Annotated in this window: 14 protein-coding genes; 13 read left to right on the top strand and 1 reads right to left on the bottom strand. The window is 59.1% G+C overall.

Annotated features, from left to right (window positions below; translation table 11 throughout):
* Positions 1 to 34 precede the first annotated feature (34 nt).
* A complete protein-coding gene (locus tag AC1MGR_RS03735; protein WP_480233707.1) occupies positions 35 to 838 on the top strand; it encodes a hypothetical protein in 804 nt (267 codons plus the stop codon).
* A gap of 16 nt (positions 839 to 854) precedes the next feature.
* Here AC1MGR_RS03735 and AC1MGR_RS03740 read toward each other — a convergent pair whose 3' ends face one another.
* Complete coding sequence (locus AC1MGR_RS03740) at positions 855 to 1,991, bottom strand: hypothetical protein (RefSeq protein WP_480233708.1); 1,137 nt, start codon at positions 1,989 to 1,991, stop codon at positions 855 to 857.
* Between the two features lie 542 nt (positions 1,992 to 2,533).
* On the opposite strand from AC1MGR_RS03740, the gene AC1MGR_RS03745 reads away from it, so the two are divergent.
* The 12 genes from AC1MGR_RS03745 (at position 2,534) to AC1MGR_RS03800 (ending at position 18,248) form a co-directional block, all read left to right on the top strand.
* A complete protein-coding gene (locus tag AC1MGR_RS03745) occupies positions 2,534 to 3,940 on the top strand; it encodes a hypothetical protein (RefSeq protein ID WP_480233709.1) in 1,407 nt (468 codons plus the stop codon).
* Between the two features lie 38 nt (positions 3,941 to 3,978).
* The gene (locus AC1MGR_RS03750) at positions 3,979 to 6,078 is read left to right on the top strand and encodes a portal protein (protein ID WP_480233710.1); all 2,100 of its coding nucleotides are present in this window, start codon (positions 3,979 to 3,981) and stop codon (positions 6,076 to 6,078) included.
* 9 nt (positions 6,079 to 6,087) lie between these two features.
* Entirely contained in the window at positions 6,088 to 6,369 is a 282-nt protein-coding gene (locus AC1MGR_RS03755) for a hypothetical protein (RefSeq protein ID WP_480233711.1), read from the top strand.
* A 31-nt stretch (positions 6,370 to 6,400) separates the two neighbouring features.
* A complete protein-coding gene (locus AC1MGR_RS03760) occupies positions 6,401 to 7,393 on the top strand; it encodes a hypothetical protein (protein ID WP_480233712.1) in 993 nt (330 codons plus the stop codon).
* A gap of 38 nt (positions 7,394 to 7,431) precedes the next feature.
* The gene (locus tag AC1MGR_RS03765) at positions 7,432 to 8,358 is read left to right on the top strand and encodes a DUF5309 domain-containing protein (protein WP_480233713.1); all 927 of its coding nucleotides are present in this window, start codon (positions 7,432 to 7,434) and stop codon (positions 8,356 to 8,358) included.
* Between the two features lie 74 nt (positions 8,359 to 8,432).
* On the top strand, positions 8,433 to 8,735 hold the full coding sequence (locus tag AC1MGR_RS03770) for a hypothetical protein (protein WP_480233714.1): 303 nt from the start codon (positions 8,433 to 8,435) through the stop codon (positions 8,733 to 8,735).
* Positions 8,736 to 8,737: 2 nt separating this feature from the next.
* Positions 8,738 to 9,325, top strand: a complete 588-nt coding sequence (locus AC1MGR_RS03775) for a phage adaptor protein (protein WP_480233715.1) — start codon at positions 8,738 to 8,740, stop codon at positions 9,323 to 9,325.
* Positions 9,322 to 10,833: a hypothetical protein gene (locus AC1MGR_RS03780; protein WP_480233716.1), complete on the top strand. Its 1,512-nt coding sequence runs from the start codon at positions 9,322 to 9,324 to the stop codon at positions 10,831 to 10,833. Before AC1MGR_RS03775 ends, AC1MGR_RS03780 begins: the two co-directional genes overlap by 4 nt.
* Positions 10,834 to 11,138: 305 nt before the next feature.
* Entirely contained in the window at positions 11,139 to 11,546 is a 408-nt protein-coding gene (locus AC1MGR_RS03785; protein WP_480233717.1) for a hypothetical protein, read from the top strand.
* 2 nt (positions 11,547 to 11,548) lie between these two features.
* Complete coding sequence (locus tag AC1MGR_RS03790) at positions 11,549 to 13,591, top strand: hypothetical protein (RefSeq protein WP_480233718.1); 2,043 nt, start codon at positions 11,549 to 11,551, stop codon at positions 13,589 to 13,591.
* A gap of 12 nt (positions 13,592 to 13,603) precedes the next feature.
* Positions 13,604 to 15,283: a hypothetical protein gene (locus tag AC1MGR_RS03795; protein ID WP_480233719.1), complete on the top strand. Its 1,680-nt coding sequence runs from the start codon at positions 13,604 to 13,606 to the stop codon at positions 15,281 to 15,283.
* A 61-nt stretch (positions 15,284 to 15,344) separates the two neighbouring features.
* On the top strand, positions 15,345 to 18,248 hold the full coding sequence (locus AC1MGR_RS03800) for a phage tail tip lysozyme (protein WP_480233720.1): 2,904 nt from the start codon (positions 15,345 to 15,347) through the stop codon (positions 18,246 to 18,248).
* Position 18,249: the final 1 nt, after the last annotated feature.

The raw sequence follows: 18,249 nt of genomic DNA on the forward strand, positions 1-18,249 counted from the left end.
AATACGCGGCAACACCACATTGGGAGAACCGCCGGTGGACGACAACGAATTCACCGGCCGCGAGGCTCCCCAGCAGGAAAACCCGCCAGCACCGCGCAAGCGCCGCAGCAAGGCCCAGCCCCTCAAAGACCCCGGAGCCATGGCCAGCGCCTTTGGCAGCATCGTGGGCGTGTTCCAGCGCAGCCCGGTGAGCGCGCTCGCCGTCACGGTAATCCTGGCTTTCGGCGGCTTCGGCTATGCCACGTACAGCAGCGCCGACTTCCGCAAGTTCGTGGTGTCCTATGTGCCCACCTCCCAGGCTGCGCTTGAGGTGCAGGCCAACCGGGCACGCAAGGACATCAGGCGCGAGGATGAGGTTTGCAGCCTCGTGGAGGCCGTGGGCAAGCGCATCAGCGCGCATCGCATGGTGTACTTCCGCTACACCGGAGAGGGCGCAAGCACGCCCGGCAACCCCATCCCGTGGCGCTACGTGAGCGCTGTGTGCGTGTATCCCAAGCCCGGCGTGGACTACGACATCGCGGGTGCTCAGGCCATGCCAGCCAGCCTCAGCACGGAATTGCAGATCAAGATGTTCCCCGACAAGGACCGCGATGGCGCATGCGGCACGTGGCATCTCGAGGACATCAAAGGCGCATATCTGCGCAGCCGCTTCGAGAAAAACGGCACGGACCTCAAGGTGGCGTGCGGGCAGGTGAGCCCGCAGGGGTTACCCACGGGCTCGCTTGCTGCGGACTGGCTGAGCCGTCACGCCATCACTGAGACAGAGGACGAGGTTGAGCGCATGATCCAAGAAGCGCTCAAGAACATCACGGAGTTACAAAATAGATCAAAAAATTAGATTCGGTCATAGTGCTTCACTGCTTTTTCTTATCTTCTACTTTTGTTGGGTTTTCGATAACGCTAGGGTTTTTTTTCAGATTGTCTGGTACCGGAAGGCGAGCAATAATTGGGTCCAGCAGGAAACTCTTAAATCGCTCAGAAATCACATTAAGTCCCTTATCAATGGCGCCAGGTTCTTTCAGATACGCTTCGATAAAAAACCATTCGTCGCCACCAACCTTTCTCATTTTGTCCCAGTCACGTGCTTCATAGTGGTGAAAGCAGTAAGCCAGAGCAATCATAGTGCGAGATAGAATCGGGACCACAAAGCATCGACCCATCATTACATTTGGGAATCTACTTGAGGCTGTCAACCACAATGCCGGGACTGATGTCGCACAGGTATGTCCAAACCCGGTTATCTTAGATCTTACGCTGGGGACAAGCACATAGTCGTTTGGGTCTTCTACCCCACCGGTATTAATTCTTAATGCCGTTCCGATATTTAATAAAAATGGATTTTTGGGCACTTTCTTTTGATAGGTTTCTTGGACTCGTTTGGCTTCGGCAAAATATGCAACATCTTGTCTAGGGCGGTTGAGAAATTCTCCTATCGGAATTGTGCTTGGCATCCGATCTTCGTCTACTACCTCAACTGATAGGCTGTAAATACTCTGAACCTCGGTGCCAAAATCGAGTTTCAGAATCTTTTCGGGCAGGGCAAAGAGGATAGTCTCAACTTCTTCACGGGTTGCATACATCTCTGCTTCAGCCTCCACTAGGCTCAAAAGAGATACTTCTGTCTGCTTGTGTTGAATCAATGTCTTACCAGCACTTAGATCCCTGATAAAAATTTTAAGTTTATCTTTAAGATCTGCGTCGACCGTGCAGAAGACATCATTGGCTGACCCTTGCAGAACGTAGTAAGGCTGCTGGAAATCAAGAACTTCGAAAAAGTCAGACGAATAGTTTACTAGGTTACGATACTTGATAGTATCTGTTGGATGCTCGTTGACCGCTTTTACAATGCTTTCAGTAAAATAACTTAGATGACTATCAAGATAAGATTTCTCATCGGAGTGAGACGAATATAAGAAACAAACATCTTTGAATGAAGGCTTTAGTTTCGACAGGACGCGATCAAAATCAGCAACCTCCTTTACATAAGGCATCCCTGCCTCGCAGGCGTCGACTATCTTAACAAATAGCCGTGGAGATATCCGCCTTACCGCATTATCGAGTTGACTGTTGACGATCGACGTACTTTTGCGCTGCGAAGATCGAAAATCTGGCATTAGGTAATAGAATTCGTCCTCTCTGAACTCTCCATGCCCAGTGAAATAGAAAAAACCTCGTCAATAGTCTGTCCTTCGTAACTTGCAAGAAAAGTGTAAAGTTTTTCGTTTGCTACAATTGAATTTTGCTCATTGTCGAGAATCAGTTTAGAGGTGAATCTTTCTTCACTTGAGATTAATGCCTGTATTGCGGCGCTATCTCTTGCGCATGCAGGTAGGCTTCTAAGTTCGCGTCCGTACTCGCTTGCCGAAACAATAATCGCTATACTTGTCATTGCTGTCCTTGAGCCATGATCACGTGTTTTGTAATTATCTCGGCTGTAAAGATAGCACGCGAACAATCGTGACGAAAGGACCGTATGGGCCTTAAATGCTATGCTAGGCATAAATACTGGGGAACCAAGATTTTGTGAAAATGCATGGCGAAAGACAACGATTTGGTGCTGCTACTTCAGCAGTACCGCAAAGACATTCCATTCTTCGCTCAGCAGGCTTTTGGCACCACGCTCACACCCAAGCAGGTGGAGTTCGTCACCAAGTACCAAGCCAACAAGCGCATCACGTTCCGAGGCGGCATCGGCTTCGGCAAGACGTTCAGCATGGCGGTGCTGATCCACTGGGCGCTGCTCACGCATAACGATGTGCAGGTAACTATCTTTGGTCCCAGCGAGGACCAGATCAAAGCAGGTATCTGGAAAGAGGTGGGCAACCTCTTCGTGAAGTTGCCGCCGTTCCTCAAAGACAACCTAGATTACACGGCCACCAAACTGTATCGCCGTGACAACCCCACGGGTGCATTTGCGGAGACGCGTCTAGCCAACAAAGACAACATCGAAACTGCTCGTGGTATCCACCAAGTCAATAACTTCGTGTTCGTTGACGAAGCCACGGGTGTTCCCGATCTGGTATTCGCGGAGTTGAAGAACATCTTCACCGACCGCAATCCCAAACTGTGCATCATCAGCAACCCATCCAAAACAAGCGGCTTCTTCTTCGACACCTGGGAGCATCCCGACATCAGCGTGGGATGGACGCGGGTTCACGGCAAACTCACCGACAACCCCAACATCAAGCCGGATGATCTAGCAGCCATCACGGCTTCATTCGGCGGCATCGGCACTAATGAGTACCGCGTTAAGGCGCTGGGTGAGTTCCCGCTGGAAGACGAAGACGGCGTAATCCCGCGTGACATCGTGGTGGAAGCCATTGAGCGCGATGTGGTCCCCACCCCCAAATACCCCGTGGTGTGGGGCTTTGATCCCAGCGGCACCGGCAAGGACCGGAGCGTGCTGATCAAGCGCCAGGACAATCTCATGATGGGTGATCCCATCGTGTACGGCACCATGCTGCCCGAGCAACTTGCAGCCCGAGTGCGCGAGGAGTTCGACCGCACCCCCAAGGCCGAGCAGCCCACGGAAATCTGCGTGGATGGCATCGGCGTGGGTCACGGCATCGCTGGCTTGCTGCGCACCATGGGCCTGCCGGTGAAAGAGGTCATCGTGAGCAACAAGGCTCGCGATGCTGAGCGGTACATGAGCCTGCGCGACGAACTCTGGTTCAAGGCGCGCGAGTGGTTCGAGACCGGCAACGTGAGCATTCCGAATCACCCCGAGTTGATCCGCGAACTGTGCCTGCCCTCGTATGAGTTTCAGGGCCTCAAGCACAAGGTTCAGAGCAAGAAAGACATTCGCAAGGCTGGGCGCAAGAGTCCCGACCTCGCGGACGCGCTTTGCCTCACCTTCGCAAGTGATGCCCGCAATACCCACTACGGTAAATACGCTTGGAACAAGCCCATCACGATCAATCGTGGGTACAACATTATCTAACGAGCAAGATGCGGGAAAACCGCACACGAAAGGCACGGATGGAAGAGGAAAACACCAAGAAGCCAGCAGCGCCCAAGGCTCTCAGTGAGCAGGACATCCTCAATCGCGTAAGCAAGGGCGTTCAGCACGCGCAGAACTTCACGCTGGGCGAGATCGAGCGCAAGCGCGTGACTGGCCTGGAACTGTACAATCGAGACCAGTTTGCGGGTGACGAGCATATCGTTGGACGCAGCCGCTACGTCACCAGCGACACCTTCGACAACGTGGAATGGACGCTGGGCAATCTCATGGCGCTGTTCGACAGCCAGGAGAAGGTTGTTCAGTTCTCTCCCACCGGCCCCGAGGACGAGGCACTGGCCGAGCAGCAGACCGATGTGGTGAACTTCGTGGTCACCCAGGAAAACAACCACGCCCTGGTGCTGCACGATTGGCTCAAGAACGGCCTCATCGGCGGTCTCGGCATCGTCACCGCGGAATTCTACAAGGACAAGCGCTGGAAGCCCGCACAGGTGCTTGAGGGCGTTCCCAACCACCAAGCGGTGGAGTTGGAGAACAGCGAGGATCACGAAATCCTAGAGGCCGGTGAGGCATATCCGATTCCGGGCATGGAAATGATCCCCGGCATGGAGATGCGCGACCTCAAGGTGCGCGAGGCTCACACCCGCAGCAAGGTACGCATCAGCGTGCTGCCGCCCGAGGATTTCATCGTCAGCAAGGACGCTCAGTTCGACTACCAGACCGGTGGCATTGCAGCGGACCTCCAGGGCTACAAGCGCACCCTGCCGCGCGCTGAACTGCTGGAGATGGGCTACGAAGCCGAGAAGGTGAATCGCATCCCGCTCAGCGGCGGTGACACCAGCGAGTACGCACAGGAGCGCAACAAGGATCAGGGCCACACAGACGGCACCAACGACGTAGAGGACGAGGTGGACCTCTACGAGTTGTTCATGCGCATGGACATCAACGGCGATGGCGTTCGCGAGTTGGTGCGCCTCACTATTGGTGGAGGCCCATCGAGCGGCGCTGTGCTGCTGGCGCACGAGGAGGTGGAACTAGCACCTTTCGCGCCCTTCGTTCCCTACATGATGCCCAACACCATCAACGGCATGAGCGTGGGTGATCTGGTTGGCAAGGACCAGCGCCTCAAGAGCCAGTTCATGCGCGGCATCAACGACAACCTCACCCAGGTGCTGCGCCCTCAGCGCGTTGCGGACGTGGAAGGCGTGAACATCGACGACCTGCTCAACGCCGGTCCCGACAGCATCATCAGGGTCAAGGACAAGGACGCGCTCAGCACCATCACCACACCATTCGTGGGCGGGCAGGCCTTTGGCATGCTGGACATGCTCAACCAGAGCATCGAGCACCGCACTGGCGTTGGCCCCAACCTCATGGGTGTGGACCCCACGCAGTTGCAGAACACCACGGCTACGGCCAGCAGCCAGCGTCAGACCATGAGCCAACTCCGGGTGGAACTCATCGCCCGCATGTTCGCCGACACCGGCTATCGCTACCTGTTCCGCATGGTGACCAGCCTGCTCATCGCCAACATGGCGGACACGCAGGAAATGACCGTGAAACTGCGCGGCAACTGGGTTCCCTATGGCACCGACCAGTGGAACCCGGACCTCGACATCAAGGCCAACATCACCTTTGGCATCACCGACAAGCCCCAGAAACTGGCTGCACTGGGCAACATCCTCTCACAGCAGATGGAGGCCATGAAGTTGGGTGCGCCCATGACCGACATGGGCAAAATCTACAACACCCTGGCGCTGATCACCGAGCACAGCGGCTTCAAGAACGCTGAGCGCTTCTGGAACAACCCCGCCAAGCAGGGTCCAGCCGCTGGTGCACCGCCACCGGAGAAGCCCGATCCCGCTGTGCAGGCCGAGCAGGCCAAGATGCAGATGGAAGTGCAGAAGATGCAGATGGAAATGCAACTCAAGCAGCAGCAGATGGAAATGAACCTTCAGATGCAGCGTGAGCAGTTCGCGGCCAAGATGGAACTGGAAAAGTATAAATTTGAGCAAGAGATGGCGATGCGTCGCGAAGAGGTTGGCGTGGAAACACAACTCAAGGGACTTCAGATGATGACCCAGCAGAACACGCAGCCGCAGATCAAAGACCCCCAGTAAGGAGAGCCCATGGAAGACAGCATCCGCAAGGCAGAACTCTACAAGCAGTATTACAGCGATCCCATCTATCGCGAGCCATACGACAAGGTGAAGGAAGCGCTGGTGGCTGCTTGGCAGACCACCGACGCCCGCGACAGCGAAGCGCGCGAGCGCATCTACCTCATGCTGGGATTGCTCAGGAAGGTGGATGAATTCGTGGGCCGCACCATCGCCAGCGGCGAAATCGACAAACGCAACCTTGCTGAACTCACCGAGGCCCGCAAGCGAGGCATTTTCGGGCTCACACACTAAATAGAACTAACAACAACAATCGAGGTAATCGATGTCAGACAGCAATAATCCCGGCGAGGGAACTGCAAGTCTTTCGCTGCACGACGCAGCAAGCCAGATCACTGCACTGTTCGGTAACGACGATGCTGCTGATGCTGTAAACGAGGCCGTTGAGGCTGAAGTACCATCCCACGAGGATGCAGACGCCACCGAGGTACACCCGGAAACGGATACCGACGAGGCAGAGCACACCGAGGAGGATGCAGAGCCCGAAGCAACCGAAGCCCACGCGATTAGTGAGGATGCCGAGGTTGAGGTGAATGGAGAGCGCGTCAAGGTCCGTGACCTTAAGAGCGGCTACCTTCGCCAGTCGGACTACACGCGCAAGACCCAGGAACTGGCACAGCAGCGCCAGCAAGCCGAAAGTCAGGTTCGCAACGAACTCAATGCGCAGGCCACACAGTATCTCTCCCAGGTGGAGCAGAACCTGCGTGACCACTTCCCACAGGAACCCAATTGGGTGCAGTTGGCCGAGGATAACCCGGCACAATATGCAGTCGAGCGGGAGCAGTGGAACAAGCGACTATCTGACCTCGCGGCAGTGAGGCAGTTGCGCGCACAGCATGAGCAGGCAGCCAACTTGCAGAAGCAGGCAGCCGTGGCTCAGGCACAGGCAGAGGCATACAACAACTTGGTGCAGTTGCACCCAGAGTTTGCCCGCACCGAAGATGGTAAGATCAGCAAGGCCAGCGCAGAATTGGTCAATTACGCTTTGAACGAAGTGGGATTGCCCGAAGAACTGTTGCAGAGCGTCACTGATGCAAGGCTCCTCAGCGTTCTCTTCAAGTCGATGAAGTTCGACCGAATGAAGGCTCAGGAAGGCAAGACCATCCAGAGTGTAGCAAGCAAGCCTCCGCTGGCTAAGCCCGGTGTAACCACCGGCAAGAGCACTGTTGCCCAGGCTGATCACGCAAAGCAGATGGCGCGTCTCAAACGAACCGGCAGCGTCGATGACGCTGCAAGCATCATCAGCAGGCTACTCTAACAAAAGAAATAGAGAGCCCAATAATAAGGAGCCAGGAAATGGCCACTCTCGTTACCAACTCGGTCGTTCACGTTCGTGAAGACCTCGCAAACGTCATCAACAACATCTCCCCCGAGGAGACCCCGGTGTACAGCCTTCTGGAGAAGAAGAAGGCCACCAACACCCGCCACGAATTCCTCACCGAGACCCTGAATGCTGCCAACGGCAACAACGCAGTGGCCGAGGGCGCTGAGTTCGTTGACACCGCAATGACCACCCCCGTGCGCCTGGGCAACTACACCCAGATCAGCCAGAAGGTGATCAACGTCTCTGGCACGCTCCAGGCCGTGAACACCGCTGGCACCAACAACGAGTTTGGTCGTCAGGTTGCCAAGGCTGGCGTGGAACTCAAGCGTGACATCGAGACCTCGCTGGTTGGCAACAACCCCAGCGCAAGCGGTCCCGTGCGTAAGAGCGCAGGCATCGAGAGTTGGATCAGCACCAACGTGAGCGCCGGTACCGGCGGTGCAACACCGGGTTACGTGAGCGGCACTGTTGCTGCCCCCACCGATGGCACCCTGCGTACCCTCACCGAGGCCATGTTCAAGGGCGTGATCGCCACTGCATGGACCAACGGCGGCGACGTCAAGAAGGTCATTGCTGGTCCCGCTCTCAAGCAGGCCATCTCGGGCTTCACTGGCAACGCAACCAAGTTCCAGCAGGCCAAGGACCAGACCGTGACTGCTGGTATCGATGTGTACGTGAGCGACTTCGGTCGTCACGAGATCATCCCGCACCGCTACATGCGTTCGCGCACTGTGATCCTCTTCGATCCCAGCCTCTGGGCCATTGCTACCCTGCGCGCGATGAAGACCGAAGACCTCGCCAAGACCACCGATGCTGACCGCAAGGCCATCCTCACCGAGTGGACCCTGGAGAGCAAGAACGAACTGGGCAACGCCAAGATTGCTGACGTACAGCCCTAATAAATAGTGGGTGCTGGGGGAGGGCTCGTTCGGGCTCTCCCCTTTTTCATACGAATTATATTTTAGGTGATTGCGTGGCGGAGAAAGTTTTGTGGGAGGATGCTCCCGATAAGCGCGTTTGGTTCATTCGTGATGGCGAAAACCTCATCATCGAGACCGAATGGAAGATTGATGCCGTACTGGATGCCAACAAGTCCAAGCAGACGGATTTCAGCCGCACCAGCAAACTGGGCGAGATGGTGCAAGTGGCCAGCATCCCCACGGGTATGTACTGGGACTGGCACAAGCAAGGCATCCTCGATGACGATGCTGCATTTAAGCGCCGCATTAACAGCAGCGATTTCCAGCACCTGCGCACCAATAACCTCAAGGTGTAAGCATGGCCCTGGCGAACATTCTCGAACTCAAGGCTGCGCTTGCCGACTACACCACCCGTAGCGATCTGCCGCTGAACACCCTGATTGCGCTCACGGAAGCCAAGTTCGCCAGCACGATCAAGCACCGGCTGGCCGAGCGCTACACGGAAATTTCTGTTGCCAAGGACGTGGCATCGTTCCCGCTGCCCGTGGACTTTCAAGAAGGCCGCTCACTAAAACTGAATCACCGGCCTCTCACACTGGCCAGCATCGACAGCCTCAACGCGGAGCCCGGCGACACCGACCGCTATGCCATCGTGGGCAACACGGTTCGGCTCCAGAGCCGCCCGGCTGCGGACATCACCGTGGGCCTCACCTACTACGCCCGTGTGCCTGCGCTCACCGAGGCTGCACCCACCAACTGGCTGCTGAGCACCTTCCCTGACGTGTACCTCTACGGGGTGCTGCTGGAATATGCGATCTGGGCACAGGACCAGGACAAGCAGGCTGCCTACGGCACACTACTCGCGGCTGCTCTGGGCAACCTCAACACGGACCACGCACGCGGCTCGTTCAGCGGCAGCACGCTCCAGACACGGAGGTTCACATGAGCCTTCCCAGCCTCAACGTGCCATTCGGTGAGTGGCTTCCTGACCAGCCCGCGCTCAACAATCCGGGTGTGACCCGCGCCCACAACGTGATCCCCGGTAGTGGTGCGTTCTACAAGCCATTCCCCAGCCCGCAGCAGTACTCGCCCACCTCGCTGCCCAGCCGCCCCTACGCGGCTATCTCGCTGCTGGACAATGGCCGCAACGCCCACGTCTACGCCGCTGCTCGCACCAACCTGTTCACGCTGGACCCCAGCACACAGAACTGGGCCGACATCAGCCGCCCCGCCGGATACAACACCGCGGAAATCGAGGGCTGGCGCTTCACCGAGGCCTACGGTCTCGTGCTGGGCACCAACTACAGCGACAATCCCCAGTACATCGACACCACCAAGGGCACTCGATTCGCGGACCTAACCACGCTCACCAAGGCTCGGTACGTGACCACGCTGCGCGATTTCGTGCTCGTGGGTAACACCTTCGATGCCTTCGACGGTGCAGTTCCATACCGTGTGCGCTGGAGCGCCATCGGCAATCCCATGGACTGGAATTTCAGCGCCACCACGCAGGCGGACTTTCAGGACATCTTGGGCGGTGGCCCGGTTCAGGCCGTGATCGGTGGCGAAGAAGGCACCATCCTGCTCAAGAGCCAGATTGTCAAAATGGTGTACGTGGGCTCACCAGCAGTATTCGAGTTCAAGACCATCTACCAGAACAAGGGCTGTGCGATCCCGCAAAGCGTGATCTCCGCTGACGGCAAAATCTTCTTCTATGGAGAAGATGGCTTCTACATGATGGAGAACGACAAACTCGCACCCATTGGTAAGGGCAAGATTGACGCTTGGTTCAAAGCGGACAGCAACCAAGCCGGTTTCGACCGCATGACCGTGAGCATCGATCCGCTCAACAAACTGGTAATCTGGCTGTACGCCAGCATCGACAGTTATGACCTCAAGCCGGATCACTTCCTGATCTTCAACTATGACACCGGCACATGGAGCACCGGCACCAGCACGGTGCAGTTCCTGTTCAACAGCCTCAGCCTTCCCGAGACACTGGCTGCGCTGGATCGCTACGGCAGCATCGAAGCCGTGCCTGCATCGCTGGACAGCACCGTGTGGAGTGGTGGACGAGCGTTCCTCGCTGCCATGGACGAGAGCGGCAAGGTTTACTCGTTCTCGGGTGCCAACATGCTGGCCACCATCGAGACCGGCGAATACCCCACCGCAGCCATGCTGGCCCAGCAAATCCAGGGTGTGCGTGGCGATAGGGCCTTGGTTCGTGGCGTGAGCCCCAAGGTTCATGGCCGAGCCGATGTGAGCGTGCAGGTGAGCGGCAAAGTCACTCCGCAGGCCAACACCACCTACGGCAACGGCAGCCCCATCAACATCAACGGCTGGTGCCCCGTGCGCAGCGATGCTCGCTATCACCGCTACCGCCTCACTCTTAGTGGAGGCTGGAGCCAGGCCATGGGCGTGGAGATTGACGCGGTTCCAACGGGCCTCAGGTAAATAAACGCATGAGTACTCGTGCGGATGGAACGCTCAAACAGGTGATTGACCAGAGCAATCGCCTGGAGCGCAAAACAAATGTCAAGGGCGAAGTCACCCTAGCCACTAACACCACGCAAACTGTGGTCACCTGTGGCACAGGCTGGCTTTGATGCGGCAGTGGCCCTCTGCGCGAAAACCGCAACTGCGGCAGCAGAGATGGCCAGCGGTGCTTGCTACGTGAGCGCCTATGGACCGGGCACTTTCACCATCACGCATCGCAACCTCGCGCAAACCGATCGGACATTTAGATACGTGGTGGCAGTTTGAACGTTAAGTTTTGCAATGCTGATGGCCTAGAGCCTCTACTGGCTGATTATCTTGAGTGCCGCGAACTTCTGCTGGAAGCACTGGCGCACGGCGATGGCAGGGTCACCGAGGCAGAACTACTGGGCCAGTTGATCCGTGGTCACTATCAGTTGTGGCGCACAGACAACAGCGCGGGCGTCACACAGATCAACACCAATCTCACTGTGAAGACGCTGTTTATCTTCCTTGCTGGCGGTGATCTTGCGGAAATCGAGCACATCGCCGGCCCAGTAGTCGAGCAGTGGGCAGCCGAACAAGGCTGCACCAGCATCATCCTTAGTGGTCGTCGTGGCTGGGAGCGGGCGTTGCGTCCGCTTGGATACGATTTTCAGAGCACGAATTTGATTAAGAGAATTGCAGGTTAAGCATGGGAACCCAGACACGAACCGAAACTGTTACCAGCAACCAGAAGACCGAGCCGTGGAGTGGCGCTCAGCCCTACTACGCTAGTCTGTACGCGGATGCGGAGGCTGCTCGCAAGAGCGGTGCGCCCAGCCCGTACCCGAACAGCACGGTGATCGACTGGAGCAAGCCCACCCAGGATGCCTACTCCAACATGGAGGCCATTGCCCGCAACGGCAGTGCGCTCAACGGCAATGCTCAGGGTGTGGCCAACGGTGTGATGACCGGCAGTGCCTACGACGGCACGCCCAAGAACACCTACGAGAACCTACAGCAGGGCCTCAACCCCAGCGCTAACCCGTACTCCGGAATGGTCAACGCCGTGGCCAGCGGCGCACTGGCCAACGGCTTCGGCGGCACTGGTGCGCTGGCTCAGGGTGCGCAGTGGAGCAACCCCGGAGTGTTGGCTACGGCACTGGCGGGTCTCAGCGCTGGCAACGGCGCAACACCCGGTGCAGCAGCGCTGGCAGGCAGTGCCGGTAACAACCCCGCCGTGGGCGCGTTCGGCAGCCAAACCGGCTACACGAATAGTGGACTTGGCCTCGCCAAGGATGCGGCTTCGCTGGCCAGCACCAACCCGGCGCTGGCAGCGTTCCAGGGTGCCAGCGGCTACACCAACGGCAGCCTCGATCAGGCTCGTGGCCTCGCGGGCACTGCTGGCAACAACCCGGCACAGGCAGGCTTTCAGAGCGCCACCGGCTACAACAACAGCGCGCTACCGGCTCAGCAGGCTTTTGCCTCGTACCTCGCCAACAACGGCAACCCTGCGGGCAGCATGCTCCAGAGCACAGCCAATGGCGATTACCTGAACAGCAACCCCTACATCGATCAGGCTATCAAGAACAGCAACCAGACATTCGTGGACCAGTTCAACAACAGCATCGCGCCGGGTGTGGATAGCACCATGGCCAAGGCTGGAAGACTGGGTTCCGGTGCTTACGCCAGCCTGCGCAACACCGCCGAGGAAGCCACTGCCAAAGCAATGGCCACCAACAGCGGCAACATGATGTACAACAACTACAACAGCGAGCGCACCAACCAGTTGAATGCGCAGAACGCTATTGGCAACCTGTACCAGCAGAACGTTGGCAACGTACAGAACGCGCTCAACAGCCTCAGCAGCACGGATCAGGCCCAGCAGGCGGCACGCCTCAGCGCGCTCACCGGGCTATCGAGCACCAGCGATGCAGCCACCAAGAACGCCATCGCGGCCAACCAGAACGCGGCGAACATCGACAGCAACCAGCAGGCCCAGAGGCTCGCGGCGATCACCGGCATGGGCAACACCTCGGATGCCATCGCCAAGAACGCCATCAACGCCAGCCAGAACGTGGCCAACATCGACAGTCAGCAGCAGGCTCAGCGCCTCGCGGCAATGACCGGCCTTGGCAACTTCTCGGACAGCGCCATCAAGAACGCCATCGCTGCCAGCCAGAACTACGGCAACATCAGCAACATGGAGCAGAGCCAGAAACTGGCTGCTGCTGGCCAGTTGGGCAATCAGGCCGTGGCTCAGCAGAGCAGCAACCTGGGCTACCTCAACCAGTTGAGTGACCTCTACAAGTACGACACCACCAACCAGATTGGTGCAATGAACACTGGTGCCAACTTGGCCAACCAGGACTTTGCCAACCAACTCAGCAATGCTGGTCTCCAGTTGAACGCTGCGAATGGTCAGACCAGCGCGCAGAACGCGCAGATTGGCCAGCAGTTGCAGGCAGCGGGCATGGCTCCGGGTCTACGTGCCAACGACTACGCGGATTCGCAGGCCCTGTTGGGTGTGGGACAGGCGCAGCAGGCCCGTGATGGTGCCTTCCTGCAGGACGACATCAACAAGTGGAACGCTCAGCAGAACGCAGTTTGGACCGGCCTCATCAATCAGGCCAACATCCTCAACGGCGGCAACTTCAACAACACCAGCGGCACTCAGACAAAGCCGATCTACACCAACAACATGGCGCAGGCTACGGGAGCAATCGGCTCCATTGCTGGCCTCATGGCCAAGTAACGGGAGCATACGATGGGACTTCTCGACTTTCTCGGAATGGGCGGCGGCGCTGGCAACGGCGCTGCACCTGCTGCACCCGCTGCTGGTGGCGATCAGGGCGGCTTCCTCAGCATGCTGGGTCTCAACGACCCCGAAAAGCGCAGCCGACTGGGCCAGGGCCTCATCGCGCTGGGCGGCAGCATGATGAAGGCAGGTGGACCCTCGTACACCCCCAACAACTTCCTGGGTGCGCTGGGCGAGGGCATGAACTCCTTCGCCAAGAGTTACGGCGGCACGCAGGACGATGCTCTCAAGCGTCAGTACCTCAAGGCTCAGATTGGCAACATGGGCGCGAACACCGCCCTGCATCAGATCCAGGCTCAGCAGGCCCAGCAGCAGGCCGCTGCTCGTGCAGCGTTCAACGGCACCGTGAACCCGAATGGTGCTGGCAGCACCGCTCTCAACACCACTCCCGGCGCTCCCGTGCCCGGCGCACCTGTTGGTGCTCCCGTTGCACCCGGTCAGGCTCCTGCACCCGCTGCACCCGCCGCTCCCGGCGCTCCCCTGGACATCAGGCCCCCGGCTGCACAGCCCTCCCAGGCTGCCCCAGCAGGGCCAAGGCCGCCTCAGGCTGCTCCCGGTGCTCCGGTTGCCCCTGCCGCCCCTGTACAGGGTCCTGCGGCCCAGGCAGGCCCAGCAGCACCCCAGGCCAATGGCGGCGATGTTGGAGGCCAGATCATGGCTCGCATCAACCAGCATAACATGCTGGCCCGTCAGGCTCGTGCGGCTGGCTACGATGATGTCGCAAAGCAGCACAGCGAAGCGGCCATGGCCTGGGAGAAGCAGGCCGTGAGCCAGGGCCTCTTCTTCGGCGCTGATGGCAACACGGTTCCCATGCCCGGTTATGCCGCTGGCAAGGGTCAGATTGCCCAGGCCGAGAGCGCAGCCAAGAGCGCGGGCGAACTGCCCACCAAGTTGCTGTTGCAGAACAACGAAAGCGAACTGCGCATGAAGGAGCAGGCCGCCAAGGACGCAAGTGGCGACAAGAAGACCTTTGATGACCGCGCCAAGGACATGAACGCCACTTGGAACGCCAGCGAGAACAACAAGAAGTTCGTTGCTGCTACCAACATCCGTGCAGGCTTCGACCGTGCTTACAAGGACAACAGCGGCCTTGGTACGGCTCAGTTGGTGCTGGACTGGTACAAGTTGAACGATCCAGGCAGCGTTGTTAGCCAGAATGAAATTGCAACACTGAGCACGAAGACGCAGAGCATGCCAGAGGGCATGATCAGTGCCATCAATCAGGCCATTACTGGCGGTGGTATGAGCCCTGAGAACAAGGAGAAGATCCTCCGCAACATGGACGGCAAGTATCAGGATCAGAAGAAGACCTACGAGAAGCAGCGCGATAACCAGCGTGCTCTTGCTGGCAAAATCGGTGGCATCGATCCCACCATGGTGATCCCGGACATTACCGATCTACACGGCGCTTGGAAGAGCCCGGCCGAGTTGGAGCGAGAGGCGAACGCCGCTGCTGCTGCTGCTCGTGCACCGGCCCTGGGTGGTGCTCCCGCTGCACCCGCTGGTGCTCCCGCTGCACCGCGTGCTGGTGGCGTGCCCAAGTTCAGCAGCCCCAACGATCCCGGCTTTGCCGCACTCAAGCCGGGTGACCGGTTCGAGTACAACGGACAGGTTTTCCAGAAGAACTAACTAATAAGAAAAACGAAAGGCCACACCAAGAATGGCTAAGAATATCAGCCCCAACGCACTCATGCTCTACAACAAGTTCCTAGAACTTGGTGTTGCACCCGGTACTGCTGCGGGTGCAGTGGGCTCCATGATTGGTGAGAGTGGCGAGAAACTGAACCCCAACGCGATCAATCCCGGTGATGGTCGCGACGGCTCCGATAGTATCGGCATGGGGCAGTGGAACCAGGGTCGAGCAACGGCCCTGCGTCGCACTGCTGAGAGCATGGGCACATCGTGGAATGACCCGCGCGCTCAGATCAGCCACATCGGCAACGAACTCCAGGGCAGCCACAAGCATGTGCTTACAGCGCTGCTCAAGGCGGGCGATGACGTGCGGGCCGGTAACGACATCTGGACCAAGCAGTATGAGGTTCCTGCCAACGCCAACGCGGTGGCTCGTGCTCGACTGGGCGATGGCATCCGTTTCGCCGGTCAGATGGGAACGATCAGCCCCGAGCAGATTGCAGCCATCACCGCACAGAACGCTCAGACCCCCGTAGGTGAGCCGCCACGTAGTCGTGGTTCCGCTGCCGGTCCTGCTCCATCGGTGCGTGAGATCACACAAAGCGCTGGCAACTTTGGTCTGCCCCCGGATGCACTGGGCGGCATGATCGCCCTCGGCGGTCCCGCAAAGAGCGAAGCCCAGGCAGCCCCTGTGCAGTTGGCCAGCGCGGACAAGGCCCAGGCCGACGCGCTCACCATGCGCGCCCTCGGTGGTGCCATCCCGGCTTCGCCCGTGGCTCCTGCTGCACCCATCGCCCCCGTGGCTGCGCCAGTGCAAACCGCTCAGGTGATCGGCAGCACTCCGGGTAGCCAGGGCAACCCCTTTGGTGCCCTCGCCACTCCGGTGCAAGATGCTGCACCCGCCCAGGCCGCACCGCCCGCGACTAGTGAGGCCGCCAATCCATTCGGTGCGCTGGCCACTCCCGTGCAGAACACCTCGCCACAGGCCAAGCCCGCTGCGGCACCCGAGTTCAAGTGGAACGACAAGGCAGAGGCACCGCCCAGCGTGCGATTCGAGGTGGATGCGCTCACCAAGCCAGAGGATCAGTTGGCTGCGCTGCGCAAGCACTATCCCACGGCAACGCCGTACCAGGGAGACAACTTCCAGTACCAGAACGAAAAGGGCGAATGGCAGAAGTATAACAATCCGGGTTGGATGCCATCTCTTGGTGACATTGCAGGCGCTGCGCCCATGTTCGCTGAGATGATCGGTGGTGGTCTCGGTGCTGCTGGCGGTGCCTTTGCAGGTGCTGCGGCTGGCCCAGGTGCTGCCGTTGCGGTGCCAGCGGGTGCCATGGCCGGTGCCGCCGCTGGTGGTACTGCCGCGCGCGAGGCGGCTCAGCGCGGTATCAACTGGTGGTACGGCAACAACGACACCCGAAGCACAGGCGAGCAGTTGACGGATGCGGCGATCACCGCAGGTGCCAACGCGGTTGGTGAGGGTGCGGGTCGTGCCCTCATCGGTGGTGCCAAGTACGCTGGGCGCAGTCTCGGTTTCGGCACCCCGGAAGCAGCCGCAGCCGTAACGGACATGCGCGCTATTGGCATGGAGCCCACCGTGGGCATGGTCACCGGCAATGCTCCCACCCAGTACGTGGAGCGCGGTGTCAGTGCCGTGCCAGTGTTGGGCGGGCAGTTGGGCAAGGCAAGCACCAGCGCGGGCGAGCGCATGGCTGCGGAGAACGACCGCATCGTGAGCGGCATCGCATCCAGCACCAATCCCCAGGCAACGCCGGGCACGGTGCAGGAGGTGGGCAACACGCTCAAGCAGGCAGCCGGTAACGCAGAGACCCGTTTCCAGCAGGCAGCCAACCAGCAGTATGAGAACGTGGGTGCGCTCACCGGCAACGTGCCTGCGCCGGGCAACCACATCGCCAACCTCGCATATGAGTTGGCCACGGAGCATCAGGGTCTCAGCGCGTTCGGCCGCGAAACCTACGGCAGCGAACTCGGCGCAGCCGTGCGCCGAGTTCGCGCGATCAACGAAGACATCGGCAACGGTGCCACCTTCGACAGCATCAAGCAGGCCCGCACTCAGGTGGGCAAGATGCAGCATGCCAGCACCAACCACGCTGAGCAGGGCTACCTTGGCCGCATGTACGACGCCCTCACCGCAGAGATGGGCGCAACCGCCGACAGTGCGGGCAATGGTGCTCGTGCAGCCTGGAGCGAGGCTGATGCCGCTTACAGGGCTGGCAAAGCAACTGGCAGCCCCACCAACGTTGCAGAGAACCTCGCGCCCATCACCGCTGCCAAGGTGGATGAGGACGTGCTTACGAACATGCTCAAGGGCAACGAGCGTGGCGGCAACAGGATCGCGGCTGCTCGCAGGCAAATCCTACAGGGCCAGGGCAACGAAGCCTGGGACCAGTTCACCGCTGCCACGGTGGAGCGCCTGGGCAACGCAAACGGCCAGGGCTTCAGCAGCACCCAGTTCCTAACCAACTGGAACAAGATGAGCCCCGAGGCCAAGAGCGCGCTGTTCGATGGCACTACCAACGAGGCCTACCGCAGCGATCTCGACCGCTTGGCACGTATCGCTGGCAACATGCGCAATTACGGAAAGAGCGTGAACGGCAGTAACACCAGCAACATCGAAACGGTGAAGGCTGGACTGGCTGGCCTCGGCGCTATCGGTGGTGCAGCAATGACCGGCAAAGCCGCGCTGGCACTGGGCAACATCGCAACAGCCGCTGCCGGTGGCGTGGCCACCAAGGCAGCAGACTTCCTCCTCACTAGTCCCACGGTGGTGAGCATCGTGGCGGGACTGCCGCGCGCTCAGGTGCAGCGCGGTGGTGTTGCTCGGAGCGTACAGGCTCTCATGGACTACGCTGCAACACCGGGACTGGCAGCCACAGAGCGTGAAGCAGTGGCCAACCTCGCGCGTAACATCGCTCAAGCGGACGAGAAAAAGAAGAAATAAT

It is taken from the genome of Methylobacterium sp. BI1 (genome assembly GCF_056680125.1).

What these genes read in the sequence shown, in the direction of transcription:
- AC1MGR_RS03740 (WP_480233708.1), bottom strand. Translation starts at nt 1,991, where the DNA reads ATGCCTTATGTAAAGGAGGTTGCTGATTTTGATCGCGTCCTGTCGAAA.
- AC1MGR_RS03745 (WP_480233709.1), top strand. Translation starts at nt 2,534, where the DNA reads ATGGCGAAAGACAACGATTTGGTGCTGCTACTTCAGCAGTACCGCAAA.
- AC1MGR_RS03750 (WP_480233710.1), top strand. Translation starts at nt 3,979, where the DNA reads ATGGAAGAGGAAAACACCAAGAAGCCAGCAGCGCCCAAGGCTCTCAGT.
- AC1MGR_RS03755 (WP_480233711.1), top strand. Translation starts at nt 6,088, where the DNA reads ATGGAAGACAGCATCCGCAAGGCAGAACTCTACAAGCAGTATTACAGC.
- AC1MGR_RS03760 (WP_480233712.1), top strand. Translation starts at nt 6,401, where the DNA reads ATGTCAGACAGCAATAATCCCGGCGAGGGAACTGCAAGTCTTTCGCTG.
- AC1MGR_RS03765 (WP_480233713.1), top strand. Translation starts at nt 7,432, where the DNA reads ATGGCCACTCTCGTTACCAACTCGGTCGTTCACGTTCGTGAAGACCTC.
- AC1MGR_RS03775 (WP_480233715.1), top strand. Translation starts at nt 8,738, where the DNA reads ATGGCCCTGGCGAACATTCTCGAACTCAAGGCTGCGCTTGCCGACTAC.
- AC1MGR_RS03780 (WP_480233716.1), top strand. Translation starts at nt 9,322, where the DNA reads ATGAGCCTTCCCAGCCTCAACGTGCCATTCGGTGAGTGGCTTCCTGAC.
- AC1MGR_RS03790 (WP_480233718.1), top strand. Translation starts at nt 11,549, where the DNA reads ATGGGAACCCAGACACGAACCGAAACTGTTACCAGCAACCAGAAGACC.
- AC1MGR_RS03795 (WP_480233719.1), top strand. Translation starts at nt 13,604, where the DNA reads ATGGGACTTCTCGACTTTCTCGGAATGGGCGGCGGCGCTGGCAACGGC.
- AC1MGR_RS03800 (WP_480233720.1), top strand. Translation starts at nt 15,345, where the DNA reads ATGCTCTACAACAAGTTCCTAGAACTTGGTGTTGCACCCGGTACTGCT.